26 protein-coding genes are annotated in these 26,039 nt (G+C 62.4%); 12 read left to right on the top strand and 14 right to left on the bottom strand.

Annotated features, from left to right (window positions below; genetic code table 11):
* Positions 1 to 36: 36 nt before the first annotated feature.
* The 5 genes from A6D6_RS11215 to rnk all read right to left on the bottom strand — a co-directional run bounded on the left by A6D6_RS11215 (position 37) and on the right by rnk (position 5,026).
* Positions 37 to 2,451, bottom strand: coding sequence for a TonB-dependent siderophore receptor (locus A6D6_RS11215; RefSeq protein ID WP_133490084.1), 2,415 nt, complete (start codon positions 2,449 to 2,451; stop codon positions 37 to 39).
* 71 nt (positions 2,452 to 2,522) lie between these two features.
* The gene (locus A6D6_RS11210; RefSeq protein ID WP_233925490.1) at positions 2,523 to 3,470 is read right to left on the bottom strand and encodes a FecR domain-containing protein; all 948 of its coding nucleotides are present in this window, start codon (positions 3,468 to 3,470) and stop codon (positions 2,523 to 2,525) included.
* Positions 3,467 to 3,994, bottom strand: coding sequence for a sigma-70 family RNA polymerase sigma factor (locus tag A6D6_RS11205; RefSeq protein ID WP_159660777.1), 528 nt, complete (start codon positions 3,992 to 3,994; stop codon positions 3,467 to 3,469). The genes A6D6_RS11210 and A6D6_RS11205 overlap by 4 nt, the downstream gene beginning before the upstream one ends.
* Positions 3,995 to 4,079: 85 nt before the next feature.
* Positions 4,080 to 4,562: a YbaK/EbsC family protein gene (locus A6D6_RS11200; protein ID WP_133490081.1), complete on the bottom strand. Its 483-nt coding sequence runs from the start codon at positions 4,560 to 4,562 to the stop codon at positions 4,080 to 4,082.
* A gap of 65 nt (positions 4,563 to 4,627) precedes the next feature.
* Positions 4,628 to 5,026, bottom strand: a complete 399-nt coding sequence (rnk, locus tag A6D6_RS11195) for a nucleoside diphosphate kinase regulator (RefSeq protein ID WP_133490080.1) — start codon at positions 5,024 to 5,026, stop codon at positions 4,628 to 4,630.
* 318 nt (positions 5,027 to 5,344) lie between these two features.
* On the opposite strand from rnk, the gene lptM reads away from it, so the two are divergent.
* On the top strand, positions 5,345 to 5,515 hold the full coding sequence (gene lptM, locus A6D6_RS11190) for an LPS translocon maturation chaperone LptM (protein ID WP_133490079.1): 171 nt from the start codon (positions 5,345 to 5,347) through the stop codon (positions 5,513 to 5,515).
* Positions 5,516 to 5,528: 13 nt separating this feature from the next.
* Positions 5,529 to 6,770: a diaminopimelate decarboxylase gene (gene lysA, locus A6D6_RS11185; protein WP_159660776.1), complete on the top strand. Its 1,242-nt coding sequence runs from the start codon at positions 5,529 to 5,531 to the stop codon at positions 6,768 to 6,770.
* A gap of 183 nt (positions 6,771 to 6,953) precedes the next feature.
* Here lysA and A6D6_RS11180 read toward each other — a convergent pair whose 3' ends face one another.
* The 4 genes from A6D6_RS11180 to A6D6_RS11165 all read right to left on the bottom strand — a co-directional run bounded on the left by A6D6_RS11180 (position 6,954) and on the right by A6D6_RS11165 (position 11,275).
* On the bottom strand, positions 6,954 to 7,793 hold the full coding sequence (locus A6D6_RS11180; RefSeq protein ID WP_133490077.1) for a 23S rRNA (adenine(2030)-N(6))-methyltransferase RlmJ: 840 nt from the start codon (positions 7,791 to 7,793) through the stop codon (positions 6,954 to 6,956).
* A gap of 84 nt (positions 7,794 to 7,877) precedes the next feature.
* Positions 7,878 to 8,837, bottom strand: coding sequence for an alpha/beta fold hydrolase (locus A6D6_RS11175; protein ID WP_159660775.1), 960 nt, complete (start codon positions 8,835 to 8,837; stop codon positions 7,878 to 7,880).
* Between the two features lie 130 nt (positions 8,838 to 8,967).
* Positions 8,968 to 9,774 carry an SDR family NAD(P)-dependent oxidoreductase gene (locus A6D6_RS11170; RefSeq protein WP_159660774.1) on the bottom strand — a complete coding sequence of 269 codons (807 nt, stop codon included), beginning with the start codon at positions 9,772 to 9,774 and terminating at the stop codon, positions 8,968 to 8,970.
* A 25-nt stretch (positions 9,775 to 9,799) separates the two neighbouring features.
* Entirely contained in the window at positions 9,800 to 11,275 is a 1,476-nt protein-coding gene (locus A6D6_RS11165; protein WP_159660773.1) for a flavin-containing monooxygenase, read from the bottom strand.
* Positions 11,276 to 11,406: 131 nt separating this feature from the next.
* On the opposite strand from A6D6_RS11165, the gene A6D6_RS11160 reads away from it, so the two are divergent.
* The 6 genes from A6D6_RS11160 to A6D6_RS11135 all read left to right on the top strand — a co-directional run bounded on the left by A6D6_RS11160 (position 11,407) and on the right by A6D6_RS11135 (position 15,847).
* Entirely contained in the window at positions 11,407 to 12,015 is a 609-nt protein-coding gene (locus A6D6_RS11160) for a TetR/AcrR family transcriptional regulator (protein ID WP_201303769.1), read from the top strand.
* 211 nt (positions 12,016 to 12,226) lie between these two features.
* Positions 12,227 to 13,105, top strand: coding sequence for a diaminopimelate epimerase (gene dapF, locus A6D6_RS11155; protein WP_133490072.1), 879 nt, complete (start codon positions 12,227 to 12,229; stop codon positions 13,103 to 13,105).
* A gap of 22 nt (positions 13,106 to 13,127) precedes the next feature.
* On the top strand, positions 13,128 to 13,841 hold the full coding sequence (locus tag A6D6_RS11150; RefSeq protein WP_133490071.1) for a DUF484 family protein: 714 nt from the start codon (positions 13,128 to 13,130) through the stop codon (positions 13,839 to 13,841).
* A gap of 4 nt (positions 13,842 to 13,845) precedes the next feature.
* Complete coding sequence (gene xerC, locus A6D6_RS11145; RefSeq protein WP_133490070.1) at positions 13,846 to 14,754, top strand: tyrosine recombinase XerC; 909 nt, start codon at positions 13,846 to 13,848, stop codon at positions 14,752 to 14,754.
* Between the two features lie 69 nt (positions 14,755 to 14,823).
* A complete protein-coding gene (locus tag A6D6_RS11140) occupies positions 14,824 to 15,531 on the top strand; it encodes an HAD family hydrolase (protein ID WP_133490069.1) in 708 nt (235 codons plus the stop codon).
* On the top strand, positions 15,524 to 15,847 hold the full coding sequence (locus A6D6_RS11135) for a YqcC family protein (protein WP_133490068.1): 324 nt from the start codon (positions 15,524 to 15,526) through the stop codon (positions 15,845 to 15,847). The genes A6D6_RS11140 and A6D6_RS11135 overlap by 8 nt, the downstream gene beginning before the upstream one ends.
* A 141-nt stretch (positions 15,848 to 15,988) precedes the next feature.
* Here A6D6_RS11135 and elbB read toward each other — a convergent pair whose 3' ends face one another.
* Genes elbB through greB form a run of 3 tightly spaced genes read right to left on the bottom strand, consistent with a single transcriptional unit; the run spans position 15,989 to position 17,801 of the window.
* Positions 15,989 to 16,639: an isoprenoid biosynthesis glyoxalase ElbB gene (elbB, locus tag A6D6_RS11130; protein WP_133490067.1), complete on the bottom strand. Its 651-nt coding sequence runs from the start codon at positions 16,637 to 16,639 to the stop codon at positions 15,989 to 15,991.
* Positions 16,636 to 17,289, bottom strand: coding sequence for a DUF502 domain-containing protein (locus tag A6D6_RS11125; protein WP_133490066.1), 654 nt, complete (start codon positions 17,287 to 17,289; stop codon positions 16,636 to 16,638). The genes elbB and A6D6_RS11125 overlap by 4 nt, the downstream gene beginning before the upstream one ends.
* A complete protein-coding gene (gene greB, locus A6D6_RS11120; protein WP_159660771.1) occupies positions 17,286 to 17,801 on the bottom strand; it encodes a transcription elongation factor GreB in 516 nt (171 codons plus the stop codon). Before greB ends, A6D6_RS11125 begins: the two co-directional genes overlap by 4 nt.
* Before the next feature lie 190 nt (positions 17,802 to 17,991).
* On the opposite strand from greB, the gene hemB reads away from it, so the two are divergent.
* Both hemB and ppk1 read left to right on the top strand, forming a co-directional pair.
* Positions 17,992 to 19,005: a porphobilinogen synthase gene (gene hemB, locus A6D6_RS11115; protein WP_159660770.1), complete on the top strand. Its 1,014-nt coding sequence runs from the start codon at positions 17,992 to 17,994 to the stop codon at positions 19,003 to 19,005.
* Between the two features lie 223 nt (positions 19,006 to 19,228).
* Positions 19,229 to 21,313: a polyphosphate kinase 1 gene (ppk1, locus tag A6D6_RS11110; RefSeq protein ID WP_159660769.1), complete on the top strand. Its 2,085-nt coding sequence runs from the start codon at positions 19,229 to 19,231 to the stop codon at positions 21,311 to 21,313.
* A 196-nt stretch (positions 21,314 to 21,509) separates the two neighbouring features.
* On the opposite strand, the gene ppx is transcribed toward ppk1, so the two are convergent.
* Positions 21,510 to 23,000: an exopolyphosphatase gene (gene ppx / locus A6D6_RS11105; protein WP_133490062.1), complete on the bottom strand. Its 1,491-nt coding sequence runs from the start codon at positions 22,998 to 23,000 to the stop codon at positions 21,510 to 21,512.
* Positions 23,001 to 23,207: 207 nt separating this feature from the next.
* Between ppx and trxA the strand changes: the two genes are divergently transcribed.
* The gene (gene trxA, locus A6D6_RS11100) at positions 23,208 to 23,534 is read left to right on the top strand and encodes a thioredoxin TrxA (RefSeq protein WP_014996354.1); all 327 of its coding nucleotides are present in this window, start codon (positions 23,208 to 23,210) and stop codon (positions 23,532 to 23,534) included.
* A 447-nt stretch (positions 23,535 to 23,981) separates the two neighbouring features.
* Positions 23,982 to 25,241, top strand: a complete 1,260-nt coding sequence (gene rho, locus A6D6_RS11095) for a transcription termination factor Rho (RefSeq protein ID WP_133490061.1) — start codon at positions 23,982 to 23,984, stop codon at positions 25,239 to 25,241.
* A 79-nt stretch (positions 25,242 to 25,320) separates the two neighbouring features.
* Here rho and ycaC read toward each other — a convergent pair whose 3' ends face one another.
* Positions 25,321 to 25,947: an isochorismate family cysteine hydrolase YcaC gene (ycaC, locus tag A6D6_RS11090; RefSeq protein WP_133490060.1), complete on the bottom strand. Its 627-nt coding sequence runs from the start codon at positions 25,945 to 25,947 to the stop codon at positions 25,321 to 25,323.
* Positions 25,948 to 26,039: the final 92 nt, after the last annotated feature.

Here is a 26,039-nt window from a genome sequence, read left to right as displayed (position 1 = left end):
TCACAAAGAATCGATGTCCGACTAACCCGCAGCCCGTTAGAAGGCGTGGCGCACGGTAAGCGTGACGCTGCGCGGCTCGCCGAAATAGGTCTGCCGGGTTCCACCCAGGCTGGCGTAATAGTACTCGTCGAAAAGGTTATCGATGGTGAGCGTGACCTCCGACCCGGGGGCGTATTCATAGCCCGCCTGCAGGGTCGCCACAGTGTAGTGCTCCTGGGTCGACCGAATCCCCGAAGTCTCATACCAGATCTTGCTCTGCGCCCGCACGCCGCCACCAACGGACAAGCTATTCAGGGCCCCCGGCGCGAACCGGTAACGGGTCCAGAGGGTGAAGGCGTGCCGCGGGGTCTGGCTGCTGAACACCCCTTCCCCACCTTCCTTGAATTCGGTCTCTGTGTAGGTGTAACCGGCCTTGAGGTTCCAGCGCGGCAGAATCTCGCCGCTGATCTCAATCTCGCCCCCCTGGCTGACCACTTCCCCGGAGGCGATGGCGAACCCGGCACCGGGGGGCGCGGCGGGATCGGTCATCGAGCGATTGCGGTCCTCGATACGGAACAGGGCGACATGGGCGTTCAGACGACGCTCGAACGATTCGCCCTTGAGGCCGATCTCGTATTGCCGGCCCTCTCTCGGCTCGAGAAGATCGCCGTCGCGCCCCTGCGAGGTCTGCGGCGCGAAAATCGTGCTGTAGCTGCCGTATACCGACACTCTGGGGATCAGGTCGTAGAGCACGCCGGCGTAGGGCACGAATTCCCTGGGCAGACTTTGCGCCGCCCCCGGTCTCACCCGGTCACTGGTCTTCCACCAGGCCAGGCGCCCGCCCAGTAACACCGTGGTGCGTTGCCAGGGCCGCAGGCGGACCTGACCGTAGAAGGCGGATTGATCGGTCTTGGTCTCCCGGTTGTTGCGCACCACCAGGTCCGGCTCGGGCACGTGGACATCGGGATCGAAGATGTCCTGATTGACCCCACCCTGCCCGTAGGAGTCGCTGCTGTAGCCGTTGTCGGTGCGGTTACGTTGCCAGGACACTCCCAGCAGCGCCTCGTGCTGGCCGCCGAAGGCACTGAACGGCAGGTTCAGGCGCGCATCCAGTCCGGTATCCACCTCCTCGGTTTCAATGGCGATGGGTAACATCAGCACTTCGCCAGTATCCGGGTCGATCGGCGTCGCTCCCCAGCCCAGATGCTTGCTGTCGGAGCGGCGGTGTGAGCGGCGCGCGCTCACCGTGGCCTGCCCGCCCCCCTTCAGTGTATGCGCCAGTTCGGCGAAGTAGCTGGTCATGCCTTCATCCTTCTGGTTCCAGTCGGCGCCAACAAAGGTGGACCGGGGCAGATGGGCCAGCGTTCCATCGGGGTAGACCGAAACACCATAAAAAGGCCGGTGATCCCCGCTCTGGTGAGCCCCTCCCAGGGTCAGGGTGGTGGCGTCCCCAAGGTCCTGGGAGACGGTGCCGAACACCACTTTTTTCCTCGAAGACACATAATCGGTGAAGGACTGGCGGTCGTCATGGACCGCCACCGCCCGGCCACGCAGGGAACCGTCCGCATTGAGCGGACCGGTAACATCCAGCTCTCCCCGGTAGGCATCCCAGGAACCCGCCGACAGGCTGCCTTTGGCCTGGAACTGACGCTGAGCCCGTTTGCGCACGAAATTCACCGTGCCACCAGGGTCACCGGCACCGTCAAGCAGCCCCGACGGGCCGCGCCAGATCTCCACCCGGTCATAGAGCGCCAGGTCGAAAAAGCTGCTGCTCCAACTGCCCTTGCCAGCGCTAACCGGCATGCCGTCGACCTGATAGTTACTGAAGTCATAGCCCCGCGCCGAAATATTGTCAGTGCCGGTACCGTAGTGTCTGACGGTGACCCCGGTGGCGTAGCGCATGGCTTCGCTGACGGTGTGGGCGTTTTGCTCGTCCAGTTGCTGGCGGGTTACCACCGACACGGACTGCGGTGTCTCACGCAGGGATTGGGCGGTCCTGCCGATGGTGATGGCTTCCGTGGTATAGGCGCCGGTCCCTTCGCTACGGCCGGCGTCCACCGCCGCGACGCCGCCGCGCACCGAAACCGGCGCCAGCCGGCGTGCTTGCGGCTCGGTCACGATAGTAACGTTCCTCTCACCATCGAAATCCGCGCTCAAACCGGTTCCGGACAACAACCGCCTCAGCCCTTCCCTCGGGGTATAGACGCCCCGCAAACCAGCACTGGTCTTGCCGGCGGTGAGCCCGGCGTCGGCGGAAAGCACCAGGCCGGCGGCAATGGCGAAGCGGTTAAGCACACCATCGAGGGCACCGCCTGCGATATCGAAACGCAGAGCGGAGCTTTCCTGCGCGGGCCCGTTTTGGGCCTGGGCGGGAACGGATAGCAAGGGCGCGATGGACAAGGCGGCAAAGGCGCAAGTCCGCAACACTCTCAGTAATGAGCGTCGCGGGGCGCGGCAACAGGTTACCAACATGGTGTCCCCTTATTGGTGTCGTCGAAATTCAGTGTCTTCTACCTGTTTTCCGAACGAGCCTCGCCACCCCCTCAATGTTTTTTTTCGATGCGCACCCAGAATGGGGTGTAGTACGTCACCTTCACCGGCAGCGCCCGGGCCAGTGCCGCCAATGCCTGATCCGTGTCAGTGAGCGGAAAGACACCGGTAACCCGCAGCGCCGCCACCTCGGGTTCACAGTCCACCAGCCCATGGCGATAACGGGCCAGTTCCGCCGAAAACCCGGCCACCGTCATGCGCTCGGCAATCAGCCGGCCGTGCTCCCATTCCGCCGCGCCCGCCGGCAGCGTGGACACCGGGGCAATACCGTCCGCTGCAAAGGTCGCTTGCCGCCCCGCGGGCAGAACCACCGGATCAGCACCGCTTTGCCGCCATTCCACCAAACCTTCGAACACGCCCACGTGCGTCGCTCTCCCCATAAGGCGCACGGAAAAGCGGGTACCCAGAGGGCGGATGACACCGCTGCCGGCGTGCACGCGAAACGGGCGAGCTTCGCTGGCGCCGGTGGTTATCAGGACTTCTCCACGGCGCAGCAGAAGATCCCGCGTGGTTTCATTGAAGCGCACGTCAACGGCGCTATCGGTGTTCAGCACCAGGCGGGTACCGTCGGCCAGCACCACGACCCGGGTCTCCCCCACCCCCGAAGCGTAATCGGCCCATTGCCGCTGCCACAGTCCCGAGCGCACGCCACCGTAGCCCAGCGCCCCGGACAACAGCGTCACCGCGCCCCAGCCGAGCAGTTGGCGCCGGGACAGCGTCCCCCGCCGCTCCAGCAAATCACTGCGGGAGGCATGGGACGGCAGGGACAGGAAGGCGTTCTGCAAAGCGGTCATCTGCTGCCAGACCCATTCATGATGAGGGTCCGCCCGCCGCCAGCGGTCACAGGCCTGATGATCCGCCTCGGTGACATCCTCGCTGCCCAAACGGGCCAGCCAACGGCCAGCCTCCCGCACCACCAGCGGATCCACTCGGGCGGTCACGGCCGCGACTCCAACGCGGCGATGAAACAGACCTCCAGCGCCCGGGCAATGTATTTCTCCACCGAGGACACGGAAACCTCGAGCCGTTGCGCGATTTGCGGATAGGACAGGCCATCCAGGCGAGACAGGAGAAAGGCTCGCCGGGGCTTGGCCGGCAACTTATGCAGCAGAGCATCAATGCGCACGAGAGTATCGATCACCTCGGCCCGGGTTTCCTCCGACGGCACTTCCGGCTCAGGCAGGGCGTGCAGCGCGTCCCGGTAGGCGGCTTCGATACGACGGCGGCGATGGAGATCGACCATCAAGCCACTGGCGATCCGCCTCAGGTGACGGCGGGATTGCTCCGGCTCGGGCAGATAGCCCCGCACCAGCAAACGCACATAGGTATCCTGAGCCAGGTCCGCGGCGGTATGGGAGCAACCCAGGCGGGCCTGTAACCAGGACGACAGCCAGCCGTGATGGTCCACATAGAGGGTGCCCAGCTGTTTACGCAGCCGAGTGCCGGCCACTTTGCCCTGTGCCATGCCGGTGTCCGAAGGAAGAGGTGAAGCGCAGAGAATAAATAATAAGCATTCTCATCGCAAATCTCCCCCAGGACCGATGGCGCAATCACTCCCCGTTGGCGGGTTCCGGCAATTGACAGACGTCCACCCACTCGCCTTCCACCAGTTCCACCAGCCGCCGCGGCGCGATGCGCACCGCGCTGTGGGTGGCACCAGCGGCGGGAATCACTTCGTCGTAGACGCGCAGGGATTGGTCACAATACACCGGCAGCGGCGTGGCCAGCCCGAAAGGACAGACGCCGCCCACCGGGTGGCCGGTGAGCGCCAAGACGGTCTCCGCGTCGAGCATTTTCGCTTTGCCCTCGAATACCGCGCGCATTTTGCGGTTATCGATACGGGCGTCGCCGCGGGCCACCACCAGGACTTCCCGCTCACCGACCCGGAACGCCAGCGTTTTGGCGATCTGTCCGGGCTCGACACCGTGTGCCCGGGCGGCCAGCGCCACCGTGGCGGTGCTGGTGTCCAGCTCGATGATGCGAATCTCCGGTGCTTTTTCGGTGAAAAACGCGCGCACGCTATCCAGGCTCATGGCGGCTATCTCTCCAGGTAATGAAAACGGCAGGGTCGGCAACGCCGGGCGCAGGCCCGGCGCGATCACAGATCGTAGTCGCCGGCGGCTTCCGGCTGGTACTCCACTTCAAGGATGACGATACGCAGGGTGCGGCCGTTACGGCCCGGCCAGTCGATGCTCTGCCCCTTGGACAATCCCAGCAAGGCCGCGCCCACCGGCGCCAATACCGACACCGTGTCTGGCTTACCCGCGTCTTGCGGGTACACCAGTGTCACCGACCACTCCCGGCCGCTGTTTTCCTCGCGGCAGCGGACCCGGGAGTTCATCGTCACCACATCCGCCGGCATGCTGCGAGGGTCCACCACCGTGGCCCGTAGCAGTTCGTCTTCCAATCCCAGTACCTGGTCATCATCCAGGTCGTCCAGCAGCGGTTCGATACGGCTGACATCCAATCGCGACACCGTAATGGGTGGCGGCAACATGTTCATACTCCTGTGGAAGCGCCCCTCTCGCGGAGCGCGGGCAAAACATCACCGGCAACGACTTTTCACATCACCCCGGTGACCGTCCGGAAATGACCGCCATGGACAGCGGCCACTATAAAAACGGCGTTCCGATGGGAACGCCGCAGGGTTGTTGTTCTCTGATATTAGGCCAGTGGTGTTTTTTGGCAAGTCCATCGATGCCCTTCGTCGCCCGCCGCGCGCAGCCAATCACCAGAAACCCGGCCGCCACGGTATTAACCGCCCCCTGGAAACCGCTATACTCGCCGCATTCAACGCTGTATCCCGGAGCCTTTCATGCGTGCATTGAGCCTGTTGGTGCTGGTGCTGTTGAGCGGTTGCGGCCAGAAAGGCCCGCTCTACTTCGCCGAGCCGGCCCCGCCGCCCCAACCCCAGGATCAACCGTCGACGCCGGAACAGGCGCCGGCCGAGGACCAAGACGACGATTCGGACCAGGACCCGCATTAACAGGATGAGCCCCATGGATCACTTTCCCTACCGCGACGGCACCCTGTACGTCGAGGAACTGCCTCTGGCATTGCTGGCCGAACGCTTTGGCACCCCGCTGTATGTGTATTCCCGGGCGGCCCTGGAAACACACTACCGCGCCTTCGATGACGCCTTTGGCGATCACCCCCATCAGGTTTGCTACGCGGTGAAGGCCAACAGCAACGTGGCGGTGCTCAATGTACTGGCCCGCTGCGGCGCCGGGTTCGACATCGTTTCCGGCGGCGAGTTGGAGCGGGTGCTGCGCGCTGGCGGTGATCCGGACAAGATCGTTTTCTCCGGCGTCGGCAAGACCGCCGACGAGATGGCCCGGGCCCTGCAGGTCGGCATTCACTGTTTCAACGTGGAATCGGCGGCGGAACTGGAACTGCTCAACCTGGTGGCCGGCGAACTGGGCCAGCAAGCGCCCATCGCCATCCGTGTCAATCCGGACGTCGACGCCCAGACCCATCCGTATATCTCGACCGGCCTCAAGGAAAACAAATTCGGCGTCGATATCCGCAAGGCGCCGGCGCTGTATCAGCGGGCGGCGGAACTGCCGCACATCCGGATTCTCGGCATCGACTGCCACATCGGCAGCCAGTTGACCCGTCTGGAGCCGTTCGAGGACGCACTGGAGCGGGTGCTGGCATTGCTGACCGAACTGCAGGAACTGGGCATCGAGATCCATCATCTGGATCTGGGCGGCGGTCTCGGTGTCACCTACAACGATGAGACGCCACCGGCCCATGAGGACTACGTGGCCGCTCTGCTGCGGCATATTCCCGGCGAATTGCCGGTGCACATCGAACCGGGCCGCGCCATCGCCGCCAATGCCGGCGTGTTTCTGACCCAGGTGCTGTTCCTGAAGCCCACCGAGCATCGCAACTTCGCCATCGTCGACGGCGCCATGAACGATCTGATCCGCCCCAGTCTCTACTCCGCCTGGCAGGACATCGTGCCGGTGACGCCGCACGAGGCGGATTGCAGGGACTGGGATATCGTCGGTCCGGTGTGCGAAACCGGCGACTTCCTCGGCAAGGACCGAGCCCTGGCGCTGGAAGCCGGCGATCTGCTGGCGGTGCGCTCCGCCGGCGCCTACGGTTTCGCCATGGCCAGCAACTACAACAGCCGTGGCCGGCCCGCGGAGATTCTGGTGGATGGCGATCAGGCCTTCGTGGTGCGTCAGCGGGAAACCATCGAGGATCAGCTCAAGCTGGAAACGCTGCTGCCCTGAAGAGACTACGGACGCCAGGCATCGCGGTCAGCGGTCCATTACTGTTCCACACCGTTGAGGAACAGACCGCCTGCGCTGATTCGCTGCCAAGGCAGCTTCCCACGGCGGCTTCGTAGCCCTCTCTGTGGGAAGCTGCCTTGGCAGCGAATCAGCCGGCCCACGCGTCTCGATACCGCTGCTCGCTCACTCTCCAGTAAGCCGCGCCACCCGATGGTGGCCGTGACCATCCCCCAGCGCCGCCTGCAACACCGGCATCACCTGCTCCATGTTACCGGCCAGGGTATAAGGCGGATTGACCACCAGCATTCCGGAGCCGGTCATGCCACGTCCACTGGCGTCGGCGCGGACACAGCATTCCACCCGCAACAGATTCGGCATGTCCGCCTCCACGAACCGACGCACGAAGCGCTCGGTACGGTTGCGCTCCAACACCGGATACCAGATCGCGTAGGTGGCGGTGGCGAATTTGCGCAGCGCCAGACGCACCGCTTCCACCACCTGGGTGTAATCCGCTTCCAGTTCGTAGGACGGATCGATCAGGACCAATCCACGACGGTGTGTTGGCGGCAGCAACGCCTTCATGCCCTGCCAGGCATCCTGTTTCTCCACCCGCACTCTTCTGTCTCCAGCGAACTCCCGCCGCAGTAGTTCAAAGTCGGTGCCGTGCAGTTCCGTACATTGCAGGCGGTCCTGCTCACGCAGCAGGTGGGCGGCAATCAGGGGGGATCCGGGGTAATGGCTCAGACGCCCCACCGGATTGAGTTGCGCCACCACCGACAGATAACGGTCCACCGCCGCCACGCCGGTACGCATACCGAACAGACGGGCGATACCGTCCACATACTCGCCGGTTTTTTGCATGTGCGCATCGTCAATGGCATAGCGCCCGGCGCCGCCGTGGGTATCGTGCACCGTGAACGGCTTGGGTTTGAGCCGCAGATAATCGAGGATCGCCACTTCCACCAGATGCTTGAGGACATCGGCGAAACTGCCGGCGTGATAACTGTGACGGTAACTGAGCATGGCGGATCCCGAGGCGGTAAACCGGCATTGTACGCGGGGAGCAACCAATGCGCCTATCTTCGGACCACCCCGGCTTTCCCGGCCTCAGACCGGCGGCAAGGCCCGCATGCTGCGCTGGATGAAATCCGTGGTCACATCCGGCTGGGTCAGCGGCAACATGTGGCCGCCTTCGATGAGTTCCAGCTCCACTCTGTCCGGGAATCGGTCCACCATCCCCTGCCCCTGCTCCCGGGGATCGAGAATGCGGTCGCCACGACCATAGAGAATCCGCACCGGCACTTGCAGATCAGCGTAGCGCTGCTGCAGCGCCGGCACCACGCCATCCAGTGCCAGCAAATCCTGTGACGCCGCGATGAAATGGCTGGGTCTCAGGCCGAGCGCTCCACCGCCGCGTATGGCATAGTCGTCCGGCACCGTTTCCGGCCCGAACACGATATCCAGCACCTTTTCGCGATAACGCATGGCCATCGGCACCATCAAGGTCCAGGCCACCAATTGGCGCAACCAGGACGGGCGTATGCCCAGGGCGGCAAACGCCTTGGAGGGCCCCGCGGCGGGCATATGGGTCAACGGCGCGATCAGTGCCAGCCCCCGCACCTTGTCCGGATGCCGCAACGCGGTGGCCAGCGACAGGGCTCCGCCCAGCGAGTGCCCCACCAGCATCGGCTTACCCAGTTGCAAGGCGTCGATGACACCAGCCACCACATCGGCCTGAACCACCAGGGACGCGGAAGAGCGCGCCGCGCGCTCCGAATAACCGCTGCCAGGACGGTCAATGGCCACCACCCGGTAGTCCTTGGCCAGCTCTCCCAGCACTTTGTAGGAGAAGTGCTGGGAAACCCCGCTCAGCCCATGGATCAGCAACAGGGTTTCCGGTCCACTGCCTTGCTCGATGTAGTGAATGCGGTTGCCCATGACCGTGATGAAACGACCCTCCGGCGGCAAGCCGAACCGTACTTTGCGCACTGTCATCACGGTAAACACGAAAAGTCCCAACGCGATCAGCAGCACCAGGATCAACACGCCACTCAGCAGGTATCCCATATCCGTTTCCTTTTTTCCTGGGCGTTTCTGGCAACCGCCCCGTCACCCCGGGGCGAGCCCCGGAATCCCCTCTGGGGGAGCACCACTTAGTATATGGAGAGAGGCCGGTTCCAGTCCGGCATGAGGTTCCTCAGCCACTCAGTCCCGGAATCAACCGCCAGTAACTCACCGGCATCAAACGCTCCAGCCAGGACAGGACAAGCGCGTCATTGCCGACGATCACCCGGGCTTTGTCCTTGAGAATGCCGTTGACGATGATTCGCGCCGCTTTCGAGGGCAGCATGCGCAGCAGCTTGCGGGCGCGCTCCCGCCGGATCGTCCGCTCCCGTTCAGTGATCTCTTCCGGCACCCTGGCGCTGTCGGCAATGGCGGTGGCGATACCACCGGGGTGCACCACCGTTACACCGACGGGGCCGCCGTTCAATTCCAGACGCAGCGCATTGGAAAACCCCCTCACCGCGAATTTACTGGCACAGTAGGCGGTCTGTCCGGCCGGGCTGATCAAACCGAACAGGCTGGACACATTGACGATCCTGGCCGCCGGCCGCTGCCGCAGCAGAGGCAGGAAAGCCCGGGTCATGCACACCACCGCATCGAAGTTGATCGCCATCAGCCAGTCGAAATTTTCCACCGACACCTGTTCGAAATGGCCGCCGAGCGCCACACCGGCGTTGTTGATCAGCAGATCGACCTGACCGTGCGCGGCCACCACCTGCTCCGGCAGCACCGCGACGGCGGTCCGGTCCGCCACATCCAGAGGATGCGCCGTCACCGTGACACCGCGCTCCCGTGCCTGACTGGCGATGTCCTCAAGACTGTCCGCATTGATATCCGCCAGCGCCAGGTGGCAACCCCGATCCGCCAACGCCAGAGCCAGCGCGCGGCCTATGCCGCTACCCGCTCCGGTCAGCACCGCGACCTTCCCCTCGATCTTCATATCCGGTTCCTTGCTCTTATCGCGGTCATTGGAACCGCAGCACGCCGTCATCCAGTCTGCCGTACTGGATCATATATTTGTCTTTCAGATAATTCTGATGCACGCGCCAGCAATCCCGATCGCCCTGTTGCGGCATGACGTCCACGCCGCGCTGGACATAACCGGAACTGAAGTCGAGAAAGGGCAACGCCTTGACGGTCGGATCGCGCCGCGCCACCGCTATCCGGACGCCCTTCTTGTCCATATGGCGCAGCAGGCGGGTCATATAGTTGCACGTCAGCTCGGCCTTCAACGTCCAGGATGCATTGGTATAGCCGAAAGTCAGCATCAGGTTCGGCACGTCACTGAGCATCATGCCTTTGTAAGCCATGCAGTCGGCCGCCGCCGTCACCTTGCCATCCACTTCCAGCCGCACATCGCCCAGGGCGTTCAACTTCAAACCGGTGGCGGTAACGATGATGTCCGCCTCCAACTCCTGGCCGGAAGCAAGCCGGATACCGCCCGGCGTGAAGCGGTCGATGGTGTCGGTGACGATGTTCACCCGGCGGGAGCGCAGCATATGGAACAGGTCACCGTCGGGTACCGCGCAAACACGCTGATCCCAGGGACGGTAGTCTGGTGAGAAGTGTTTCATGTCCACTTCCGAGCCGACCTGACGCTGCGCCAGATGCAGCAGGTAGTCCCGGGTGGGGCCGGGCCGGGTGCGGGCATTGCGGAAGAAGCGCTGGCCGAGCAACACGTTCTTCCAGCGGGTCAGACGATACGCCAGCGGCAGCGGCAACCAACGCTGCAGGGCGTGGGCAAGCCGGTCCACCAGGGGGCGGGCGAAGATATAGCTGGGGGAGCGCTGCAGCATGGTGACCCGCGCGCCCTGCTCGGCCAGCGCCGGCACCAGCGTAACGGCGGTGGCGCCGCTGCCGATGACGACGATTCGCTTGCCCTGGCAGTCCAGTTGCTCCGGCCAGAACTGCGGATGAATGATCTGGCCGTTAAAGTCCGACTCACCGGGAAACTCCGGCCGGTAGCCCTCATCGTAACTGTAGTAGCCGGAGCAGGAGGCGATGAAGCGGGTCCGGATGCGTTCCTCCCGCGTCGTTCCGTCCTCGCCGGTAATCCTGACCTCCACTGTCCACAGCGCGTCGTCAGTGGACCAACTGGCCGACACCACCTGATGGCGGAAGCGAATGTTGTGAATGGCTCCGGACTCTTCAGCGATTTCCTCGATATAGCGCTTGATGTCCGGCCCGTCGGCGATCGCCTTGCGGCCGGTCCAGGGTTTGTAGCTGTAGCCCAGGGTGTACATGTCCGAGTCCGATCGGATCCCGGGATAGCGGAACAGATCCCAGGTCCCGCCAATGGCCTCCCGCCGCTCCAGGATCAGATACCGCTTGTCCGGACACTTGTCGCTCAAGGCCCGGGCCGCGCCGATGCCGGACAGTCCCGCGCCGATGATCAGGACATCCAGGGGAAGGGGTTGGAATTGTTCTTGTTGTTTATTCATGCTGATATCCTCTGCGCCACGCATCAGGACGGACTCCCGCGCCTCAACGGCCACGGGCTCTCCGCTGGCGGGCATGAATGACAATTTATATTGTCACTTACAATTTGACAACGCTGATTTTCAGAAAGCCCATGGCCACAGAAACCACAAGCAAGCGACCGTACCGGGGCACCGCCGCACGGGAACGGCGCGCGCAGCGCCGCCAGCAGTTGATCGACGCCGCGACCGAGGTCTATGGCCACAACGGCTACCGGCATTCCAGCGTCAAACAGGTGTGCGACGCCGCCGGCCTGACCCAGCGCTATTTCTATGAGTCCTTCGGCCACAGCGATGAATTGCTGATCGCCTGTTACGAGCAGGCCACCCGACGCCTGCGCGAGCACAACATGGCCGCCGCCGAGGCCGCGGGGGGCGACCCGCTGGCCCGCTGCCGCGCCATGCTGCGCTCCTATTTCCAGGAGCTGAAGGACAAGCCGAACGTGGCCCGGCTGTTGCTGATCGATATTCGCGGCATCAGCCCGGCGGTGGACCGGGCCATCAACGACGCTCTGCGAGCCGGCATTCAGAACATGACCCAGGCCCTGGCCCGGCCCGGTCAGACCTTCGACCCCATGCTTCAGGCCGGCATCCAGGGCGGCTTCATTCATATCGCGCTGTATTGGATGGCCACCGGCTACGCCCAGCCGGTGGACGCAGTGACGGAAACCGCGTTGAAGATTTGCGCCGCCCTGCTGGAATAAGACCAGACGCCAGACGCCAGACGCCAGAGATGAAAAACCGGCCCCACCGCCCCGGCAAGACCTGAAAGCGCCAATTATATCCCCAGTGTTTCAGGGCCCCATGTTCCAAGGCGTCCGGCGCCAAGCGTCTGGCGCGTCCCCTTCCCACCCTACTGCTCCCTGGAAAATCCCCGTACAATGGTGGTTTTCGTTATCCGCGCGGATGCGTCGCATGCGACTGAAATTCACCAAAATGCACGGGCTTGGTAACGACTTCGTGGTCGTGGACGGCGTGCGCCAGCCTTTGCCGGAAAACGGCCCGCCGCTACCGACGGAAGAGTTGCAACGTCTGGGCGACCGGCATTTCGGTATCGGTTTCGATCAGATGCTGGTGGTGCAACCGGCCCGCAAAGAAGGCGTTGACTTCCGCTACCGTATTTTCAACAGCGATGGTTCCGAAGTGAGCCAGTGCGGCAACGGCGCCCGCTGCTTCGCGCGTTTCGTCCGTGACGAGGAACTCACCGACAAACACGAAATCCGCGTGGAGACCGCCGCCGGCGAAATGACCTTGCGGGTCACCGACGATGGCCTGGTGACCGTGGACATGGGCGCGCCGCGCTGGGCTCCGCGAGCCATTCCCTTCACCGCCAAGGCGGAAGCGGACAGCTATTTCCTGGTAGCCGGTAACAACGGCTATGAAGTCTCCGCCGTGGGACTGGGCAATCCCCATTGCGTCCTGTTGGTGGAAAATGTGGACAACGCCCCGGTGGACACCGTCGGGCCGTTGCTGGAAAGCCACGAGCAATTTCCCGAGCGGGTCAATGTGGGCTTCATGCAGGTGATCAGTCGCAGCGAGATCCGGCTGCGGGTCTATGAACGCGGCGCCGGTGAAACCCTGGCCTGCGGCTCCGGCGCCTGCGCCGCGGTGTTGTGCGGCCAGCGCCGCGGCCTGCTCGATGATACCGTCACCGTGCACCTGCTCGGCGGCGCCCTGCAGGTCCACTATCCCCATGGCGGCCAGGACAGCCAGAGCGGCGTGTTGATGACAGGCCCGGCAAGCCGTGTCTATGATGGCGCCATCGATATTCCGCAGCCAAACAAAGCCCGTTGAGCCAACCCACGGGGATGATTTCATGAGCGAGCAAAAACCCACCAGCGCCGACCAGGTCGCCGCTTTCCTGCGCCAGCATCCGGATTATTTCCAACAGCGACCGGAACTGCTCGAGTTGCTGCGTCTGCCGGACGCTCGCGGCCAGGCGGTGTCTTTACTGGAACGCCAGGCGGCGATCCTGCGCGAACGCAATCAGGAATTGCGCGAACGGCTGAACGGCCTGCTTGACGTGGCACGGGAAAATGACCGTCTGTTCGAGCTGACGCGAAGCCTGACCCTGGCCCTGCTGGAAGCGCGCACTCCGGACAAACTGTTCCGGGGCCTGGTGCGCACCCTGGAGGACGATTTCCAGTGCGACGCCGTTGCCCTGCTGTTGCACGATCGGGAGATCCCGATTCTCGGTGAGCTGCGCCGACAAGTGCGGCTGATCGACGATGACGCCTTGCCTCCCGGGCTGTCGCCAATGCTGCGTCCGGGCAAATCGGTGTGCGGCGTATTCCGCCAGGAAGAACTGAAGGCACTGTTCCAGGAGCAGGGCGAACAAGTGCAATCCGCCGCCCTGATCCCGCTGGATTTCCATGGCCCGGTTGGCCTGCTGGCGATCGGCAGCCGTGACGCCATGCACTTCCGCAGCGGCATGGACACCCTGTTCATCAACCACCTGGGCGACATCCTGGCACGCCGCCTCAGCGAAGTGAGCCGTTCCGGTAGCAGCCGCCAGGCGCAGCGGGCCTGACGCCGTGACCACCGCCGACGACGCGGACTGGGTGGCGGATTTTATCCGCCATCTCGGCAGCGAACGGCGGCTTTCCGCCAACACCGTCAAACATTACCGCCGTGACCTCGAACGTGCCCGGCGGGCCCTGGACAATCTCGACTGGCGCCGTGTCACGGTACACGACCTCCGCGCCCTGGTGGCACGGCTGCACCGGGACGGTCTCGGAGGCCGCAGCCTGCAGCGCTTGCTGTCCACAATGCGCACTTTTTTTCATTTTCTGATTCGAGAAGGGCGAATCAACGATAATCCCGCCCTGGATATCCGTGCTCCGAAAAGCGGCCAACGGCTCCCCAAAGCGCTGGACGCCGACCAGACCCGGCACCTGCTCGACAGCGAGGAAGCCAGCGGCACCCCCCTGGACAGGCGCGACCAGGCCATGATGGAACTGCTCTATGGCTGCGGCCTGCGGCTGGCGGAGCTGATCAGCCTGGATCTGGACAGCATCGACGTCCGAGCCGCCCAGGTGCGCGTCACCGGCAAGGGCAACAAGACCCGCCTGCTGCCCGTGGGCAAACCGGCCCTGGCCGCCCTGCGTCGCTGGCTGTCGGTGCGAGGCCAGTTCACCTCCGCGGACCAGCCGGCCCTGTTCGTCAGCCAGCGCGGGCGGCGGGTATCACCCGCCACGGTGCAGCAAAGACTGCGTCAGGCGGCGATCAAGCGAGGCCTCGGCGAGCATCTGCACCCCCACAAGCTGCGCCATTCCTACGCCACCCATCTGCTGGAGTCTTCCGGCGATCTGCGCGCGGTGCAGGAGTTGCTCGGCCACGCCAATCTCAGCACCACCCAGGTCTATACCCATCTGGATTTCCAGCATCTGGCGCGGATCTACGACGACGCCCACCCGCGCGCCCAGCGCAAGAAAGACGATTGATCGCGGCGGAGTGATCGGGGATAGTGGAAAGTCCGTCACCCCGATCAACCCGCTGTTCGCCGATTCCCTATGACTGGACTGAAACTGATCACCTTCGACCTGGATAATACCCTCTGGCCAGTGGACGAGGTGATTCGTCAGGCGGAACGCGCCTGCAGCGCCTGGATCGCCGAGCATCATCCGGACGCGTCCGCGGCGCTCACCGCCGAGCGCATCCGCTCGGTGCGCGACCGGCTGATCGGCGAGCAGCCGGACTATCTGAATAATCTGACCCGGCTGCGCCGGGACGCCATGGCCCAGGCCTTCATTGAAGCCGGATTCGCCGAACGCGAGGCCCGCCACATCGCCCAGGACGCCTTTCTGGTGTTCCACGAAGCACGCAATAAGGTCAGTTTCTTCCCTGGCGCGCTGGAGGTACTGGAAACCCTGGCGGACAGCTACACCCTGGGGGCACTCAGCAACGGTAACGCCGACCTGGAGCAAATCGGCATTCGCGATCTCTTTGCCTTCCACCATTCAGCGGAAAGCATCGGCAAACGCAAGCCGGAGGCGGACATGTTCCATGCCGCCCTGCACAGCGCCGGCGTCACCGCCACCCAGGCAGTGCATGTGGGCGACCATCCGCTGGAGGATGTGGACGCGGCCCGCCAGCATGGCTTCCATGCGGTGTGGGCCAACCTGATCGACTTGTCCTGGCCATCGGATCTGGATCAGCCGAATCACTACATCCACAACCTTCATGAACTCACCGACCTTCTGCCTCTGTTCGATGACTGATCAAACGCAACGTCTCACCACTCTGCTCGACCAACTGCAACGGGAACTACAACGGCTGGATCTGTGGGAAACGCAACCGCCCGGCCCCGAGGCGTTCGACAGCGTCACGCCGTTTTTCGCCGACACCATGGTGTTCAGCCAGTGGCTGCAATGGGTGTTCATCGCCCGTTTCCGGGCCTTGCTGGACGGGGATTATCCGTTGCCGTCACGGTGCGACGTGGCGCCAATGGCCGAAGAAGCGCTGAAGGATCTGCCTGAGGACACCGAGGCGCTGGTGACGATGCTGAAGGAATTCGACGGCCACTTTCCGGGGTAGAACCGATCCCTCAGCATGGCGACGAAGCCACTGCGGGAGGCCGGCTTGCCGGCGAAGGCGTTTCCAAAATACTGGAAGAACTTCGCTTGCAAGCAAGCTTCCCACAGCGGCTTCGCATCAATGCGGGAGCCACTCCCGGGGCTAACCCGCCATGGACAGGATCTTGTCCACCAGTTTCTCGATACCGGCGGCGGCTTCCTTGATGCTACCGGCTTCCATGTAGGCCGGCGTGGTCACCAGACGGTTTTCCTCGTCGACGACAAAGTCGTCCACCGGACACGGCTGGTGGCGCCCTCCCATCTGCTCAATGGCGGCGGCCACTTCAGTGTTGGAACCGATGGTGCAGGTGGCGTCACCGAATAACAGCCCGGTCATGGTCGGGGAAATGCAGATCAGGCCCACCGGCTTGCCGGCCTTGTGCACGGCCTGAATGAAGTCCTTCACCGGCGGATGGATGGTCATTTCCGCCCCCTTGAAGGCGAAGTCGCACAGATTCTTGGCGACACCGAAGCCGCCGGGCACGATCAGGGCGTCGTAGTCTTCCGCTTTCGCCTGACCCAGCTCGATCACCTCACCGCGCGCCAACCGCGCCGCTTCCTTGAGCACATTGCGGGTCTCACCTTCATCCACCTCACCGGTGAGGTGATTGATCACATGCGCCTGGTCGATGTCCGGCGCGATGCATTGATAGGTCACACCCGCCCGGTCCAGGGCCAGCAAGGTAATGGTGGTTTCATAGATTTCACTGCCGTCATAGACGCCACAGCCTGCCAGTAATACGGCCACTTTCATGATTGCTCTCCTCGTATTTCGGATCCGTTACCGTCACCCCGCAGCAACTGACCACTACCAGCGCCACAGGCCACTACGGATTTCATCATCTGCTCGACACCCACTTCCGGGTGCCGGGTCACCAGCTCTTCGTTCACATGGTATATAAAACCGGTGGTGGGATTGGGCCCGGTGGGCACGAACACGGTCACCCGGCCGTTGCCGTGGTGCGAGGTTATCAAACCCATCACCGAGACGTCCGCCTGACGTCCGTACAGCCATATCTGGGCCACCTCACCCCGATGAAAAGGGCTGTCCTCATCCTTGCCAAAGACCTGAAGAATGATCTCCTTGACCAGCCGGTAGCCCGGCAGACGGACCATGGTGCGCGCCTCGAAGCGCTGCCACAACCAGCTTCCCAGGCGGGTCGCCACCAGGGTGCCGACCAGGAAACAAAACACCACCAGCACCGCCACCACCACCCAGTCGGCGGCGAACTTCGGCAACCCGAAAGTGTGCACCACGAACCGGGTGAACGGCGCGATCAGGCTGGTGACCGCATCGTAAAGCCACTTGAAGAAGAACGCGATGATCGAGATCGGCAGCAGAATGATGACACCGCCGATCAGCGATTTGCGCACGAAAAACCAGAAACCTCGGTCCGCTTTCATGGGGCTGCTTCCGGAAACTGATACCAGATTTTGTTGACGTAAAGACAACGTTCCCCGGTGGGGGTTCTCACCCAGGCCTCATCGTCTTCCCGTTTACCAAGCAAAGCCCGGGCCAGGGGCGCATCAACGCTGATATAGCCACGCCCGCCGTCGGCCTCATCCGGCCCAACCAAACGGTAACGGTGGTTTTCACCGTCCTCATCCTCCACTTCCACCCAGGCGCCAAAGAACACCTTGCCGGTATCCTCCGGCGGCCGGTCCACCACCACCATGCCGTCCAGGCGTTTGCTGAGAAAGCGAATCCGGCGGTCAATTTCGCGCAGTTGCTTCTTGCCGTAGATATATTCGGCGTTCTCCGAACGGTCTCCCTGGGCGGCGGCTTCCTGCACCGCCTGCGTCACCTGAGGGCGGGTTTCCTTCCACAGGGTCTGCAATTCCCGGTTCATGGTCTGATAGCCTTCTGGCGTGATGTATTTGGAACCCGGATTACCCCGGGGTCGCCAACGTCCCATAGCCTGCCTCAATGGATCAACCTTGCCGGCATTGGTAAACTGCCCGGCGCGCATCGCGCTATCATCTCGCGATTGCCACGTCACGGCCAGCGGCACCCCCGGGCCTGACACCGGCCGGCTTACCAAGCCCCCCATCGGGGCTGATGAGCCGAGGCTCGCAAACACGACGCCCACAGTAAGGTAACGCCCTATGTCCTTTCCCCGTGCACCCTGGCCGCATACCCGCATGCGCCGCATGCGCAAAGACGATTTCTCCCGCCGCATGATGCGCGAATCCGTGCTCACGCCCAGCGACCTGATCTACCCGGTGTTCATCATCGAAGGTGAGAACCGCACCGAAGCGGTGGCCTCGATGCCCGGTATCGAGCGCATGAGCATCGACCTGTTATGCCGCGAAGCGGAGCAACTGGCGGCCCTGGGCGTTCCGGCGATGGCACTGTTCCCGTCCACTCCGGCGGAGGCCAAAAGTCTGGACGCGGCGGAAGCCTGGAACCCGGACGGCCTGGTCCAGCGCTGCACCCGGGCGATCAAGGCGGCGGTGCCGGAAATGGCGGTGATCACCGACGTGGCCCTTGACCCGTTCACCATCCACGGCCAGGACGGCATCCTCGACGAAGACGGGTATGTGCTCAACGAGGAAACGGTGCGGGCACTGGTTCGCCAGGCGCTCTCCCATGCCGAGGCCGGCGCCGATTTTGTCGCGCCGTCGGACATGATGGACGGTCGCATCGGCGAGATTCGCCAGACCCTGGAAGACAATCAGTACATTCACACCCGTATCATGGCCTACTCCGCCAAGTACGCTTCCGCCTACTACGGTCCGTTCCGGGACGCGGTGGGCTCCGCCAGCAACCTGGGCAAGGCGGACAAGAACACCTATCAGATGGACCCGGGCAACTCCGACGAAGCCCTCCATGAGATCGCACTGGATCTGGCCGAGGGCGCGGACGTGGTGATGGTGAAACCCGGCATGCCCTACCTGGACGTAATCCGGCGTGTCAGGGACGAGTTCAAGGTGCCGGTGTTCGCCTATCAGGTCAGCGGCGAGTACGCCATGCACATGGCCGCCTTCCAGAACGGCTGGCTGGACGAGGACAAGGTCATAATGGAGTCCCTGCTGGCGTTCAAGCGGGCCGGCGCCAGCGGCATCCTCACTTACTTCGCCAAACGCGCGGCGCAACGGCTGCAAAACAAGCCCTCCTGAATAACCGCCGCTGTAGCTTGCCTGCAAACGAAAGGGCTTTCGGCCCCAAACGATTCGCTTGCAAGCAAGCTTCCCACAGCGGCTTCATCGCAATCTCCATGTCTTTTGCTTTTCGCTGTCAACTGTCCACTATCCACGGTTAACTGCCTCCCCCTCTTCCTGTCATTCGCTTGTCACGTTAATGTCATCCAATAAGTGCCTCTCCCAGGCCCAGGATGTCATCATGAACGCCAACGCCAATCCGCCGTCCATGGACTTGAGCAGTCCCGACAATTACATCAACCGTGAACTGAGCCTGCTGCAGTTCAATCTGCGGGTGCTGGAACAGGCCATGGATGAGCGCCATCCCCTGATGGAACGCCTCAACTTCCTGTTGATTTTCTCCTCCAATATGGACGAGTTCTTCGAGATCCGGGTGGCGGGATTGCGTAATCAGATGGAAACCGGCACCGGCACGCCGGGACCGGATGGCATGCTTCCCCAGGAGGTATTGCCGGAAATTTCGCGCATTACCCATGAAGCGGTGCAGCGCCAGTATCACATCCTGCAGGACATCCTGCTGCCAGCACTGGCCGCGGAAGGCGTCCATTTCCTGCGCCGCGAGCATTTGACCGAAGTCCAGGCCGAGTGGGTGAAGAAGTATTTCCGGGACCAGGTCTATCCTGTGCTCACGCCCATTGCCCTGGATCCGGCCCACCCTTTCCCGCGCCTGGTCAACAAGAGCCTCAATTTCATCGTGCCTCTGGATGGCAAGGACGCTTTCGGCCGTTCCACCGGGCTTGCCATCGTGCCGGCGCCGCGATCACTGCCTCGTCTGATCCGGCTGCCCGACGAAGTGTGCGAAAACGGCGACGATAACTTCATCTTTCTTTCGTCCATGATCCATGCCCATGTCAGCGATCTGTTTCCGGGCATGAAAGCCACCGGTTGCTATCAGTTCCGCGTCACCCGGAACGCGGATCTGGAAGTGGACGAGGACGTGGAGGATCTGGCCAGCGCGCTCAAAGGGGAGCTGCTGTCCCGGCGCTACGGTGACGAAGTGCGATTGGAAGTGGCCGACAACTGCCCCCAGCACCTGATCGAGTATCTGCTGGAACAGTTCGAACTGGGCCCGGAAGACGCTTACAAAGCCAACGGCCCGGTGAACCTGGCGCGCATGTTCACCAGCGTCAACCGGCCGCGTCTGCACTATCCGCCTTTCACTCCCCGGGTACCGGCGCCGGTGAGGAAATACGAGAGCATTTTCGACGCCATCGACCAGGGTGACATCCTGCTGCACCATCCGTTCGAGAGTTTCAGTCCGGTGGTCAATCTGTTGGCGGAAGCGGCGCGGGACCCCAAGGTTCTGGCGATCAAACAAACGCTGTACCGTACCGGCACCAACTCGGAAATCCTGGATCATCTGGAAACCGCCGCCCGCAACGGCAAGGAAGTGATCGCGGTGGTCGAGCTGCGCGCCCGCTTCGACGAGGAGTCCAACATCGAGGGGGCCCGTCGCTTGCAGGAAGCCGGCGCCATCGTGGTGTATGGCGTGGTGGGCTATAAAACCCACTCAAAAATGCTGTTGGTGCTGCGCCGGGACGGCGACGGCATGAAGCGTTACGCTCATCTGGGTACCGGCAATTACCATACTAAAACCACCAAGTTCTACACCGACTACGGGATGCTCACCGCCGAACCGGGTATCTGCCAGGACGTGCACAAGATCTTTCAGGAACTCACCGGCATGGGTAAGGCGGCGCGGCTCAAGCAGCTCAAGCATGCGCCGTTCACCCTGCACCCCAGTCTGATGGAGTGGATCGAGTTCGAGACCGAGCAGGCCCGTGCCGGCAAACCGGCGCGGATCATCGCCAAGTTCAACTCCCTCACCGAGGAACGCATCATGCAGGCGCTGTACCGGGCCAGTCAGGCGGGGGTGGAGATTGATCTGATCGTGCGCGGGATTTGTTGTCTGCGGCCGGGCATCCCCGGTCTGTCGGAAAACATTCGGGTGCGCTCCATCATCGGCCGCTTCCTGGAACACACCCGCATTTACCATTTCCACCACGCGGGCGAGGACCTGGTGTACTGCGCCAGCGCCGACTGGATGGATCGCAATCTGTTCAATCGGGTGGAGACCTGCTTCCCGGTCAATGATCCCAAGCTCAAGAAACAGATACTGGAAGAGGGATTGCACTTCTATCTGCGCGACAACACCCAGGCCTGGCTGTTGAACGCGGACGGCAGCTATCAACGCGCCGCGCCGGCCGCCGACGAGGAGCCGTTCCTGGCCCAGCAGGCCTTGCTGGAAGCACTGAGCAACGGTTGAACGTGTGCCGGCAGCTTCCCGCGGATAGGGCTACGCCCCCGGTGTGGGAGCCAGCCCCGCTGGCGTACCTCTTGCGATGCCCCGCCGTAATTCGCTTGCGGGGCAAGCTCCACGGTGGCCTTGTAGCAATCGCTGAATCCATGTTCCCGAGACCCGCCAGAATTTAGGATAGCGGGGGGGGGGCACGGATCGCGCTTCAGGTCACTGCCAGCTGATAATCGCTGCTCTGGAAGAACTCCTGCTCCTGCTCCAGATCCGCCTGGGTCAGCGGGTGTTCCGCCAGCCAGCCTGGCGGGAAGCTCAGCGTCAATACCTTGCCGTCGGCGACCAGGCTTAGCGACGGCAACGGCTCGTCACTACGCGCATGATGCAGACGACAGGCCAGACGCAGCAGCAGGCACAGTCGCAACAGCGGCTCCCGCTCTTCCTCGTCCCATTCCGATAGGGCCGACAGCGGCAGTTTGCGGCGATGGCCGCGCACCAGCAGCGCCACCGCCGCCTGTTCCTGGCGCGAAAAGCCGGGCAGATCGGCGTTGGAAAGCATATAGGCGCCATGCTTGTGGAATTGGCTGTGGGAGACGGTCAGACCCACTTCATGCAGTAACGCCGCCCAACGCAGGGTATCCAGCAGCGCCTCATCATTCAGTGACCACGCCTCCGCCACCGACTGGTGCAACGCCAGCACGGTGTCGTGCACCCGACGCGCCTGGGCCGGCTCCACCCGGTAACGATCCATTACCGCCTGTACGCTGCGCTCCCGGACATCCTCATGGGTAAAACGTCCCAGCAAGTCGTAGAGCAACCCTTCACGCAGGGCGCCGCCGGATACCGTCATATGGGTAATGCCCAGTTGCCGGAAGATCCCCAGCAGGATGGCCAGCCCGGAGGCGAAAATCGGCTTGCGATCCTCACGAAGACCTTTCAGGGACAAGGCGTCCGCGGAACCGGCTTTCACCACCTTGCGGGCGATTTTCTCCAGCGCCTCCAGAGTAATGCCCTGATCGGTCAGGCCGCTTTCCTCACACACCTGAGCGATGGCCTTGATGGTGCCGGAGGCACCCACCGCCTGGGTCCAGCCCATCCGCCGGTAGTTGGCCTCGATCGACAGTACTTCCTGGCGGGCGGCGGTGACTGCCCGGGCCATGCCCGCCTCGGTGATACGGCCATCGGCGAAGAAGCGCTGGCGGAAACTGACACAGCCCATATGCAGGGACTCGGTTTCCACCGCCTCGAACCCTTCACCGATGATCAACTCACTGGAACCGCCGCCAATATCCACCACCAGCCGGCTGCCGCCATTGGCGGCCAGACTGTGAGCCACGCCAAGGTAAATCAGCCGGGCTTCTTCACGGCCGGCCACCACCTCGATGTCATGGCCAAGAACCTGCTCGGCGCGGGCGATAAACGCCTTGGCGTTACGCGCCATGCGCAGGGTATTGGTCCCCACTACCCGGACGTTGCCCCTGCGCACGCCGGTGATCCGCTGGGCAAACCGGGCCAGGCATTCCAGCGCCCGCTGCTGGGTTTCCTCATCCAGCCGATTCTCCTTGTCCAGACCGCTGCCCAACTGCACTTTTTCCGAGAGACCTTCCAGCAGGCGTACTTCTCCCTGATCCTGACGCGCCACCACCATATGAAAACTATTGGAGCCCAGATCAATGGCCGCCAGTTGCTCGCCTTGTCGCAAATTGTTCCCTCTCTGCCAAGCTGCGGAAACGGCGGCCGTCCCCGACGCGCCCATGGATTGATTTTCCGCGCCGCGAGGGCACGCCGCAACCGGCAATCGATCCCGCCATAGGGTCCGGCTGTCGGCGTAATCGCCCCTCACGCTTGAAATCCCGCGTTGCCGGCCCGATAGTATCAATCCCGCGAAACCCTTAAGCAGGAGATATTCATGAGCGGCGAGATTATCAACGTGACCGACGCCGACTTCGAGGACAAGGTCCTCAAGGCCGACGGTCCGGTTCTGGTGGACTACTGGGCACCGTGGTGCGGCCCGTGCAAGATGGTGGCGCCGATCCTGGAGGACCTGTCCAAGGAATACGCCGACAAGCTGACCATCGCCAAGCTGAACATTGATGAGAACCCGGATACCCCGCGCAAATACGGCGTACGTGGCATTCCGACACTCACCGTGTTCAAGAACGGCGACGTCGAAGCCACCAAGGTGGGCGCGCTGTCCAAATCCCAGCTCTCCGCTTTCCTGGACAGCACCCTGTAGTACGCTGTCAATCCCGGCCAGCCCATGATCAATTCATCTCCTATCCGTTTGATTATGGGCTGGACAGGCGCCGACTCACGGTGGTACATTCCAAAACCAGCGTTTTCGCACCCTCAAGCAGGGGATCTCTAATTCATTTGTTCTTGAGTTAAGATTCACCCATGGCCTCGCGTCAGGGGCGGTATCGGTGGGTGATTTTCGGGAGGGGCATCCCTTCATTACCCATGATTCGACGACGGGCCTGAGTACACCGGCCGGATGTCCCGATATTTCCCACCGAAACCTCACGAACCAATCAATTAGAGATTTCCACGGCTTTGCCGGCTAAGCGCTCCAGAACGACGTCCCTTATCGTAGGGACAACGAATCCGATAATCGGACTTTCATAAAACAACACCGCCCCCAGGTGTTTTCCAATCATTCATTCTCTAGACACCCAACACACCAATGAATCTGACCGAACTGAAGCAGAAGCCTATTGGCGAACTCCTGGACATCGCCAAGGAACTGGGCCTGGAAAACCTGGCCCGTACCCGCAAACAAGACGTCATCTTCTCGATTCTGAAGAGAGCCGCCAAAAACGGCTCGGACATTTACGGCGACGGCGTCTTGGAGATTCTTCAGGATGGCTTCGGCTTTTTACGTTCCGCCGAAGGCTCCTATCTGGCGGGACCGGATGACATCTATGTGTCACCGAGCCAGATTCGCCGCTTCAATCTGCGCACCGGCGATACCATTTCCGGCAAGATCCGACCTCCCAAGGATGGCGAGCGCTATTTCGCCATGCTCAAGGTCAACGAGATCAACTTCGATAAACCGGAAAACGCCAAGAACAAGATTCTGTTTGAAAACCTGACGCCTCTGTTCCCCACCGAGCGTCTGGTCATGGAAGTGGGCAACGGCTCCACCGAGGACATCACCGCCCGAGTGATCGATCTGGTGGCCCCGATCGGCAAAGGGCAACGCGGCCTGATCGTGGCCCCGCCGAAAGCCGGTAAAACCATGCTCCTGCAGAACATCGCCCACTCCATCGCCCGCAACAACCCCGAATCCCACATGATCGTGCTGCTGATCGACGAGCGTCCCGAAGAGGTGACGGAGATGTCGCGCACGGTCCGTGGTGAAGTTGTCGCCTCCACCTTCGACGAGCCGCCGGCCCGCCACGTTCAGGTAGCGGAAATGGTGATCGAGAAAGCCAAGCGTCTGGTCGAGCACAAGCAGGACGTTATCATCCTGCTGGATTCCATCACCCGTCTGGCACGCGCCTACAACACCGTGCAGCCCAGCTCCGGTAAGGTCCTGACCGGCGGTGTGGATGCCCACGCCCTGGAAAAACCGAAACGCTTCTTCGGCGCCGCCCGGAACATCGAGGAAGGCGGCAGCCTGACCATCCTCGCCACGGCACTGGTGGAAACCGGCTCCAAGATGGATGAAGTGATCTACGAGGAGTTCAAGGGCACCGGCAACATGGAACTGCACCTGGACCGCAAGGTCTCCGAGAAACGCGTGTTCCCGGCCATCAACATCAAGAAGTCCGGCACCCGCCGTGAAGAACGTCTGGTCAGTGAAGACGAGCTGCAGAAAATGTGGATCCTGCGCAAAGTGCTGCATCCGATGGATGAGATCGGCGCCATGGAGTTCCTTCTGGATCGCATGAAACAGACCAAAACCAATCTGGAATTCTTCGAGTCCATGAAGCGCAAATAACCCGCGCACACCTCGAGAAAAAACGACGAAAGGCCCGTTCCAAACAGAGGAAGCGGGCCTTTCGTGTTTTCATACCGGGTTATTTGCCGGCGGTGAGCGTGTTGTAGCTGGTCATCAGATTCCGGTAATCCGGAATATGTTTCGAGAACAACGTCCCCAGACCTTCAACATCATTACGCCAGTCCCGGTGCAATTCGCAGGCGGTACCGAACCAGGTCATCAGCTGAGCACCGGCGGCGGACATCCGATCCCAGGCCGCGTCCCGGGTAAGCGGATCAAAGGTGCCGGAAGCGTCGGTGACCACGAACACCTCGAAGTCCTCCTCCAGCGCCGACAGCGCGGGAAAGGCCACACAGACCTCCGTCACCACGCCCGCGATGATCAGCTGCTTCTTGCCGGTGGCTTTCACCGCCTTGACGAAATCCTCGTTATCCCAGGCATTGATCTGACCCGGCCGGGCGATGTACGGCGCTTCCGGAAACAGTGCTTTCAACTCCGGGATCAGCGGGCCATTGGGACCGTCCTCGAAGCTGGTGGTCAGGATGGTGGGCAGATTGAAGTACTTGGCCAGATCCGCCAGTGCCAGCACGTTGTTATTGAACTTGTCCGGCTCGATGTCCCGAACCAGCGACAACAAGCCCGCCTGATGATCAACCAATAACACGGCGGCATCGTCTTTATTCAAACGGTTGTATTGCTTACCCATGATCAATCTCCTCAATTGGTTTGTCTTGCCCGTTGGGTTATCGCTGTCGACAACCTCGTCGAAGGATCAAGATGTCGCGAGTGCGAACATCT

The sequence above is a fragment of the Alcanivorax xiamenensis genome (genome assembly GCF_009846745.1).
Taxonomy (GTDB): domain Bacteria; phylum Pseudomonadota; class Gammaproteobacteria; order Pseudomonadales; family Alcanivoracaceae; genus Alloalcanivorax; species Alloalcanivorax xiamenensis.
The sequence above is the reverse complement of the archived record's forward strand: the minus strand, read 5'-3'. Positions and strand labels throughout refer to the sequence as shown.

Excerpts from the sequence above, each read along its gene's own strand:
- A6D6_RS11165 (WP_159660773.1), bottom strand. The coding sequence starts at position 11,275 with ATGAATAAACAACAAGAACAATTCCAACCCCTTCCCCTGGATGTCCTG.
- A6D6_RS11140 (WP_133490069.1), top strand. The coding sequence starts at position 14,824 with ATGACTGGACTGAAACTGATCACCTTCGACCTGGATAATACCCTCTGG.
- greB (WP_159660771.1), bottom strand. The coding sequence starts at position 17,801 with ATGGGACGTTGGCGACCCCGGGGTAATCCGGGTTCCAAATACATCACG.
- A6D6_RS11160 (WP_201303769.1), top strand. The coding sequence starts at position 11,407 with ATGGCCACAGAAACCACAAGCAAGCGACCGTACCGGGGCACCGCCGCA.
- A6D6_RS11215 (WP_133490084.1), bottom strand. The coding sequence starts at position 2,451 with ATGTTGGTAACCTGTTGCCGCGCCCCGCGACGCTCATTACTGAGAGTG.
- rho (WP_133490061.1), top strand. The coding sequence starts at position 23,982 with ATGAATCTGACCGAACTGAAGCAGAAGCCTATTGGCGAACTCCTGGAC.
- rnk (WP_133490080.1), bottom strand. The coding sequence starts at position 5,026 with ATGTTGCCGCCACCCATTACGGTGTCGCGATTGGATGTCAGCCGTATC.
- A6D6_RS11205 (WP_159660777.1), bottom strand. The coding sequence starts at position 3,994 with ATGGCACAGGGCAAAGTGGCCGGCACTCGGCTGCGTAAACAGCTGGGC.
- hemB (WP_159660770.1), top strand. The coding sequence starts at position 17,992 with ATGTCCTTTCCCCGTGCACCCTGGCCGCATACCCGCATGCGCCGCATG.
- A6D6_RS11135 (WP_133490068.1), top strand. The coding sequence starts at position 15,524 with ATGACTGATCAAACGCAACGTCTCACCACTCTGCTCGACCAACTGCAA.
- elbB (WP_133490067.1), bottom strand. The coding sequence starts at position 16,639 with ATGAAAGTGGCCGTATTACTGGCAGGCTGTGGCGTCTATGACGGCAGT.
- A6D6_RS11175 (WP_159660775.1), bottom strand. The coding sequence starts at position 8,837 with ATGGGATACCTGCTGAGTGGCGTGTTGATCCTGGTGCTGCTGATCGCG.
- lysA (WP_159660776.1), top strand. The coding sequence starts at position 5,529 with ATGGATCACTTTCCCTACCGCGACGGCACCCTGTACGTCGAGGAACTG.
- trxA (WP_014996354.1), top strand. The coding sequence starts at position 23,208 with ATGAGCGGCGAGATTATCAACGTGACCGACGCCGACTTCGAGGACAAG.
- A6D6_RS11150 (WP_133490071.1), top strand. The coding sequence starts at position 13,128 with ATGAGCGAGCAAAAACCCACCAGCGCCGACCAGGTCGCCGCTTTCCTG.
- dapF (WP_133490072.1), top strand. The coding sequence starts at position 12,227 with ATGCGACTGAAATTCACCAAAATGCACGGGCTTGGTAACGACTTCGTG.
- ppk1 (WP_159660769.1), top strand. The coding sequence starts at position 19,229 with ATGAACGCCAACGCCAATCCGCCGTCCATGGACTTGAGCAGTCCCGAC.
- A6D6_RS11200 (WP_133490081.1), bottom strand. The coding sequence starts at position 4,562 with ATGAGCCTGGATAGCGTGCGCGCGTTTTTCACCGAAAAAGCACCGGAG.
- lptM (WP_133490079.1), top strand. The coding sequence starts at position 5,345 with ATGCGTGCATTGAGCCTGTTGGTGCTGGTGCTGTTGAGCGGTTGCGGC.
- A6D6_RS11180 (WP_133490077.1), bottom strand. The coding sequence starts at position 7,793 with ATGCTCAGTTACCGTCACAGTTATCACGCCGGCAGTTTCGCCGATGTC.
- A6D6_RS11125 (WP_133490066.1), bottom strand. The coding sequence starts at position 17,289 with ATGAAAGCGGACCGAGGTTTCTGGTTTTTCGTGCGCAAATCGCTGATC.
- A6D6_RS11170 (WP_159660774.1), bottom strand. The coding sequence starts at position 9,774 with ATGAAGATCGAGGGGAAGGTCGCGGTGCTGACCGGAGCGGGTAGCGGC.
- ycaC (WP_133490060.1), bottom strand. The coding sequence starts at position 25,947 with ATGGGTAAGCAATACAACCGTTTGAATAAAGACGATGCCGCCGTGTTA.